The following is a 6,711-nucleotide window of genomic DNA, read 5'->3' as shown; positions in this document are numbered from 1 at the left end:
TTTTCTTTTGGGTCTACAGCTTTAAACATCATTCGACGTTTACCGAACCACTGACCATTTACATATACGTCGACGTTATATTCACCCGGTAAAACAGGGTTACCGTATTTGAATCGTGAAATATCGATTTTCTGTGCATCACCGATTAAAAAAGAAGAGTCAAACTCAGCTTCTACAGCTTTTTTTTGTGTAGATTCATCTGCATGTACCATTACAGGCAGGGTCATGCTGATCATGCCTGAGGTAAGGTAAAAGCAAATATGACGCTTTAATAATCTGTATGTTGCGTGCTGTTTTGACATATTAAAAATCGCCTATATTGTATAGGTACTTAAAATTATTGATTATCTAAACGAATAATGATTATTGGAATTTGATCGGTCTTTCGACACGGCCACCGTAATCATTAACATTAATAAAACTCATTTTTTCAGTGTTCGATGTTTTTAACTGAACTTGATCTTCAGAAAAAGGCTTTAACATTAAACCTTTAGGCAATAAATCAACTTTCTTATCACCATTGGCCTGATAAATTGAAGTCATCGTGATATGAAAAGGGGTTGGGTTTTTAACAACAATGTTTTGACCAACACGACGCCATTGCAATTTGTCAGCAGCTAAGTTGGCATCTTCTTTGATACTTGCTGGACGATAGAAAAATTTAATTCTTGAACGAATTGCAAGTTGCAAAAAGTTATCTGGAACAGTTTCTGTACCTTTGCCTGTTGGTCTCGGTGGAATATCCAAAACGTTTAACCAAAATACAGTTTCTTGTTTTTGATCTAGTTGTAACGCATTTGGTAAAGCCGTAATACGAAGTGTTTGACTTTTAGTTGGCTCTACACGAGAGATAGGTGGTGTAATCATAAAAGGCACTTTAGATTGGTCTGGTGTGCTTTTAGGATCACCCTCATCGATCCAAGCTTGGACGAGAGCAGGTTTTGAGCCATTATTGCTGAGTTGTAAAGTTACTTCACGTGCATCAGAAGGGTAAATCACGCGTGTGCCATGAATGATTATCTCAGCGTTAGCGGCAGTAGCCATAACTGAACAAAGTGCTAAACCAGACAAAAATTTACAACCGTTAAATGACATGCTCAACATTCTCAAAAAAGGCAGATGAATTTAAATAAAAAGAGTTTCTATGCTCTAGAACATAGAAACTCAGCGATCAACAAATTATTGATAAATAATTGTGTATTGAACGTTAGTTGTTACTTCACCAGCAGTAGATGCGCCAGTTGCATAGTATTCAGCGTAGTAGTTAAGATCTGCACTACCGCCGTCAACAACGTCAACCCATTGAGAGTTCGCTTGAGCACCAGAAGCACCAGCAGCTAAAACAGGGATTACTTGGTTGTTGCTACCTAAAAGTTGAACGTCAACGTTTTGAGCACCGCTAGCAGCTTGGTTGATTAAACGACCAGTGTTGAAATCAACAGTTGCACCTGGTTCGAAGTAAGTTGCAACTTTACCTTCTGAACAATCTTCTAAGTTGATTTGGAATGGTGTACGGCCAGCAACATCACCTGCATTCGCAAGAGTTTGTCTAGAAACTGTTGGAAGCGTAACTGTAAAATCTTTACCCGCTGGAGTAACGATGTTACAAGTTTTATCAGTCACTAAACCATTGATTGTGATAGTACCATCTGCAGCGTGAGCGCTAGCAATACCAACAACTGAAAGAGTAGCGAGCAAAGCAAGTTTTTTCATAATAATTTCTCTAAGACATCAGCTAAAAGTTTGAATTAGATTACTTTTCCAGTTAAGTTTCTGCGCTGAATAAGTAATGTGCGAAATATACCAGTTAATAAATAAAATGCAAACTTCATCACATTTTTAGTAATTCTTAAATAATTATTAAGCTGGCTGAAATAACTTGTTGTTTATTTTTTAGTTTTTCTGAAATTGCTTTCCTGATTATGTGAATTTTCAACAAAAAATGTTGTTTTTAAGATTTATTTTTTAAGAAATAGTGGATTGTTTGTTTATTTTTTATACAAAATAGCGGTTTTTTTATATGAAGTTTTTGTGACAGGACTTCAGTAATCATCAAAAAATTGAACCTTTGTTAAAAATAAAAGCAGAAGATTTTTAAGTTCGTTAACAAAAACGCCAAACTTTTTTTAAGATTTTTTTAAGATTCAATCCTTAGTGTTTTAGTCATGATTTGATGAAAAAATCATCTAAAGGAGCTATAAATGAACATGCTTTATACACATAAACCTAACTATTATTTCTTCGCACATAAATTTGTATTGTTCTTAGAGCAACACTTAAAAAGTCATCCTACAGAACAACATACAAGTTTTAATTTACAGACAATCTACGACTTGTTCAGCCATGATCGTGCGTTTAGTACAACCAATCTCGAAGGTATCCTAAATATCGCGGATGAGTATGTGTTAGATACAGAAGATGGGCCGCAGTCATTGATTCGTTCTTATCATGTTCATTTAGACAATCACGTCCTGACATTAGAGTTTAATCCAAAGGCCATGAATAGCTTAAAAGCAGGTCAGACATTGATTAATCCTAAAGCTGCCTAATCGCTAAGTTTTATTCCTCGTTAATACACTTAGTTATCTCCTTTGACTAAGTGTTTTTTTATCTTACTGCTTTTGATAGATGATTTGGTTATGATGTTTAAATCAATTTATCTCAATAAAGCATTATGGATAAGGATTTTAAGTCGGAAACGTATACAGTTGATGAGCATGTCGCTGATACCATTTTATGGTTAATGCATCATCAAGAGATATTTGATTCATTCCATTTTGATGTACATACACAGGAGCTATCTGTTACGCATGCAGCTGGAGTGGATGTGATTAGAATTGGAATGTTTCTTACTGCCAAATATGGGATTTTAGTCACATCTATATAAGTGTAATTATTCCAAGAAAAAAGCCTTGTCAAGCGACAAGGCTTTTATATTTATGCGCTCATGGCATCTACTGAGAGTTCTGCAACTGTAGGCTTTGCTTTTTCAGCAGTTAAGCCGAGTTTTGCAAATAAGATCTGATCTTTGCCTTCACCAGCATTTGGAGTTGTTAACAGTTTTTCACCAGAGAACAATGAGTTTGCACCAGCCATAAATGCAAGTGCTTGATCCGAGTCACTAAGGGATTCACGACCTGCTGATAATCGAATATAGCTATGTGGCATGATGATACGTGCGACAGCAATTGTACGAATCCACTCAGTCACATCTAATTTTTCCACTTCAGCGAGTGGTGTGCCTTCAATCGGTACAAGCATGTTGATTGGTACAGACTCAGGGTGTACTGGCATCGTAGCAAGCTCTTGCAATAGACCAATACGGTCGTTACGACTTTCACCTAAACCGACGATACCACCACTACATACTTTCATACCTGCTTGACGTACATGATCGAGTGTATTTAAACGATCATCAAAAGTACGAGTGCTAATGATATGCGAATAATATTCGCGTGATGTATCTAGGTTGTGGTTGTAATAATCTAAACCAGCATCTTTCAAACGCTCAGCTTGCGATTGGTTGAGCATACCCAATGTCATGCAAGTTTCTAAACCTAAGGCTTTTACTTCGCGTACCATCTCTAAGACATAAGGCATATCTCTTTCATGCGGGTTACGCCATGCAGCACCCATACAGAAACGAGATGAACCTGATTCTTTTGCAGCTTGTGCTTCGCTAATTACTTTATCAACTGCAATACGTTTTTCTGCTTCTAATTTAGAGTCGTAATGTGCTGACTGAGAGCAATATTTACAATCTTCTGGACATTTACCCGTTTTAATCGAAAGAAGGGTGCTGACCTGAATCGTATTTGCTTGGAAATGTTGACGATGAACGCTTTGCGCTTCAAATACTAAGTCTAAAAAAGGTTGATCATATAAAGCTTGGATTTCATCACGAGTCCAGTCATTACGTAAGGTCATTGTTATATCCATGATGATTGATTACAAACATTGAGATTAATCATACAGAAATCGTGCCAAAGCCAAAGGGCAAAAAACATCAATTTTCTATTTGTTATACATTGGCTCGTTGCAATTGTTGTTCAATTGCCCAATCAATGTGTACATTGACAATCTCATCGTGCAAAGGTTTTGCTTCTTGCAATTGTGTGACTACATCAACCGAGTATGGCGCATTTCCAAGCCCGATTGCAATATTGCGTTTAAAAGATTGGTAGCCAGTTCTACGAATCGGACTGCCTTCGGTATTGGCCAAAAAAGTTGCTTCATCCCATTGCCAAATGTCGAGTAAACTAATGTTATCTAAGCCATGTCTCGCATCAAAATCTGGGATTGTTGCCATTTTAGCAAAACTATTCCAAGGGCAAATCAACTGACAATCATCACAACCAAATATACGATTGCCGATGCCTTGGCGAAGTTCTTCTGGAATAATGCCTTTATATTCAATGGTCAAATATGCAATGCATTTCCTTGCATCTAACATATAAGGTTCAACGATCGCTTGTGTTGGGCAAATATCAATACAGGCAGTGCATGAACCGCAGTGTGCAGTTGCAGGTTGATCAAAAGGAAGTTCGAGAGAGGTAAATAGCTCCCCCAATACAAAGAAAGAACCTGATTTTTTATGAATCAGTAAAGTATGTTTTCCTGTCCATCCCATACCTGCGCTTTCAGCTAAGGATTTTTCAAAAATAGGTGCTGAATCAGCAAATGGGCGTGACTCAAAATCGCCCACTTTTTCTTTAATTTGGCTTGCTAACGTTTTGAGCCGCCCACGCATTACTTTGTGATAATCACGACCGCGTGCATAACGGGCAATAATGGCAGAATTTGGTTCAAATGGTACATAACGGGGCTGGGGGGATGCAACAAGATAGTTCATGCGCACACAAATAATGCTTTTAGTTCCTGGAACTAATAAAGTTGGATTAGCACGTTTTTCTAAGTTTTCTTCTAAATAGTGCATATCTGCATGATAGCCGCGTTCTAAATATTCTTTAAAACGAGGCATTTGATCTTGAGCATCTGGTTTGGCAATGACACAATCAGAAAAGCCCAAGTCCAAAGCCTGAGCTTTTATCCATGTTTTAAGTTCTTGAGGATCAAGCTGTTGCAGCTCGATTTTATCAAGCGATTTTCCTGAAGGTGCGGATGAAGCCATAAACCAATAATAGGGGATAATATGCAACGTTCAGTTTACCATAGCCAAAGTATTCAAGCATGGGAGCAGCGTTGGTTTGCTCAGCAAAATTCCTCTTTAGGATTAATGCAACAAGTAGCTTGGTCAATATCGCAGCAACTGATTGAGCAATTTCATCAACAAAATATCCAAAATATCGCTGTGTGGTGTGGGCAGGGTAACAATGCTGGTGATGGTTATTATATTGCTACATTTTTGAAGCAGGTGGGCTTTGATGTAACGGTATTTTCAACTGAAATGGGTAACTCCACTGATTTAAAACAGGCTTATGCGTATGCTGAATCTCAGCAAGTTGAAATGAAGCCAATAAATGATATTGCAGCTTCTATTTTTCAGAACGAGTCGTCTACAGATTTAAATAGCAATGTCATTGGTGATCTTGTGGAGTATACCCCTCATCCCTATAAGGAGATGCTAAGAAAGGTTGATTGTCATATCGATGCGTTATTTGGGATTGGCTTAAATAGAGCGCTAAATGAAGGTTGGCAAAAAATAATTCAGTGTTTTAATGCACAAACAGGTTTAAAAATCTCGATTGATATTCCCAGTGGACTACATGCCAATACAGGACAAGTTTTACCTTGTGCAATACAAGCGGATCATACCTTTACCATTTTGGGGTATAAAGCAGGCTTATTTACGGGACAAGGCAAAGAATATGTCGGTCAATTGCACTTAGTCCGCCTGATTCCAATTGATACAGCATTAAAACCACTTGCCTATTTATCACCTGAAAAAATTGTATTGCCGAAACGTCAGGCATTTGGTCACAAAGGCAGTTACGGGCATGTACTCGTTGTTGGCGGTCATGCGGATATGGGCGGAGCAGTGATTATGTCAGCTGAGGCCGCTTTTCATGCAGGTGCTGGCAAAGTAAGTGTGATTTGTCATAGCAAACATCATCAAGCAATTTTGTCACGTTCGCCCAATATCATGGTTCGAGATATTAATGCGTTAGATCAAGAGCTGATTCAACAACTATTAAAGCAAGTCGATGCGGTCTGTTTTGGAATGGGCTTAGGACGTGATCAATGGGCAGAGCGGATTTATCAGCAATGGTTCGATTTACTCAATCAAAATACACATTTAGAAATTGTGCTTGATGCAGATGGACTTTGGTTTTTGGCAAAGCATCCGCAACAATTAAATGATCATATCTATGCGACTCCACATTCAGGCGAAGCAGCAACTTTATTAGATTGTACAGCAGCAGAGATTGAACAAGATCGCATTGCAGCGATTCACCAACTACAGCAAAAATATGCCGGGCAATGGGTGCTAAAAGGTGCTGGTAGTTTAATCTTGGAAAGCGAATTATTTATCTGTACTCAAGGTAATGCAGGTATGGGGACAGGAGGCATGGGAGATGTGTTGGCAGGAATGATTGCGAGTTTAAAAGCTCAATTTCATGAGCAAATTGCATTACATGAGATTGTTAGCTTACATGCACAGGCAGGAGATTTACTGGCTGAAAATGGTATGAGAGGTTTGCAAGCGCATGATATGGGGAAAGTGATTTATGAAGTCGTTAATCATTAATA

The 6,711-nt window shown here is 38.1% G+C and carries 8 protein-coding genes; 3 read left to right on the top strand and 5 right to left on the bottom strand.

What is annotated here, in order from left to right; translation table 11 throughout:
- The 3 genes from B4237_RS11145 to B4237_RS11135 form a co-directional block, all read right to left on the bottom strand.
- A partial coding sequence (locus tag B4237_RS11145) for a FimD/PapC N-terminal domain-containing protein (RefSeq protein WP_286943113.1) occupies nucleotides 1-302 on the bottom strand: 302 nt, incomplete at its 3' end.
- Nucleotides 303-363: 61 nt separating this feature from the next.
- Nucleotides 364-1,095 carry a fimbrial biogenesis chaperone gene (locus B4237_RS11140; protein WP_278595709.1) on the bottom strand — a complete coding sequence of 244 codons (732 nt, stop codon included), beginning with the start codon at nucleotides 1,093-1,095 and terminating at the stop codon, nucleotides 364-366.
- Between the two features lie 84 nt (nucleotides 1,096-1,179).
- Nucleotides 1,180-1,713 carry a fimbrial protein gene (locus B4237_RS11135; RefSeq protein WP_004879120.1) on the bottom strand — a complete coding sequence of 178 codons (534 nt, stop codon included), beginning with the start codon at nucleotides 1,711-1,713 and terminating at the stop codon, nucleotides 1,180-1,182.
- Between the two features lie 488 nt (nucleotides 1,714-2,201).
- Between B4237_RS11135 and B4237_RS11130 the strand changes: the two genes are divergently transcribed.
- Complete coding sequence (locus tag B4237_RS11130; RefSeq protein ID WP_286943110.1) at nucleotides 2,202-2,549, top strand: hypothetical protein; 348 nt, start codon at nucleotides 2,202-2,204, stop codon at nucleotides 2,547-2,549.
- Nucleotides 2,550-2,674: 125 nt separating this feature from the next.
- Entirely contained in the window at nucleotides 2,675-2,887 is a 213-nt protein-coding gene (locus B4237_RS11125; protein ID WP_007482418.1) for a hypothetical protein, read from the top strand.
- 50 nt (nucleotides 2,888-2,937) lie between these two features.
- Here the strand turns inward: B4237_RS11125 and bioB are convergent, their stop codons facing one another.
- Together bioB and queG are read right to left on the bottom strand one after the other, a co-directional pair.
- Nucleotides 2,938-3,927, bottom strand: coding sequence for a biotin synthase BioB (bioB, locus tag B4237_RS11120; RefSeq protein WP_007482417.1), 990 nt, complete (start codon nucleotides 3,925-3,927; stop codon nucleotides 2,938-2,940).
- A 94-nt stretch (nucleotides 3,928-4,021) separates the two neighbouring features.
- Nucleotides 4,022-5,131: a tRNA epoxyqueuosine(34) reductase QueG gene (queG, locus tag B4237_RS11115; RefSeq protein WP_278595708.1), complete on the bottom strand. Its 1,110-nt coding sequence runs from the start codon at nucleotides 5,129-5,131 to the stop codon at nucleotides 4,022-4,024.
- Nucleotides 5,132-5,152: 21 nt separating this feature from the next.
- Between queG and B4237_RS11110 the strand changes: the two genes are divergently transcribed.
- Nucleotides 5,153-6,709, top strand: a complete 1,557-nt coding sequence (locus tag B4237_RS11110; protein ID WP_278595707.1) for an NAD(P)H-hydrate dehydratase — start codon at nucleotides 5,153-5,155, stop codon at nucleotides 6,707-6,709.
- Nucleotides 6,710-6,711 lie beyond the last annotated feature (2 nt).

It is taken from the genome of Acinetobacter sp. UBA6526 (genome assembly GCF_002434875.1).
In the GTDB taxonomy this organism is placed as follows: domain Bacteria; phylum Pseudomonadota; class Gammaproteobacteria; order Pseudomonadales; family Moraxellaceae; genus Acinetobacter; species Acinetobacter venetianus.
The sequence above is the reverse complement of the archived record's forward strand: the minus strand, read 5'-3'. Positions and strand labels throughout refer to the sequence as shown.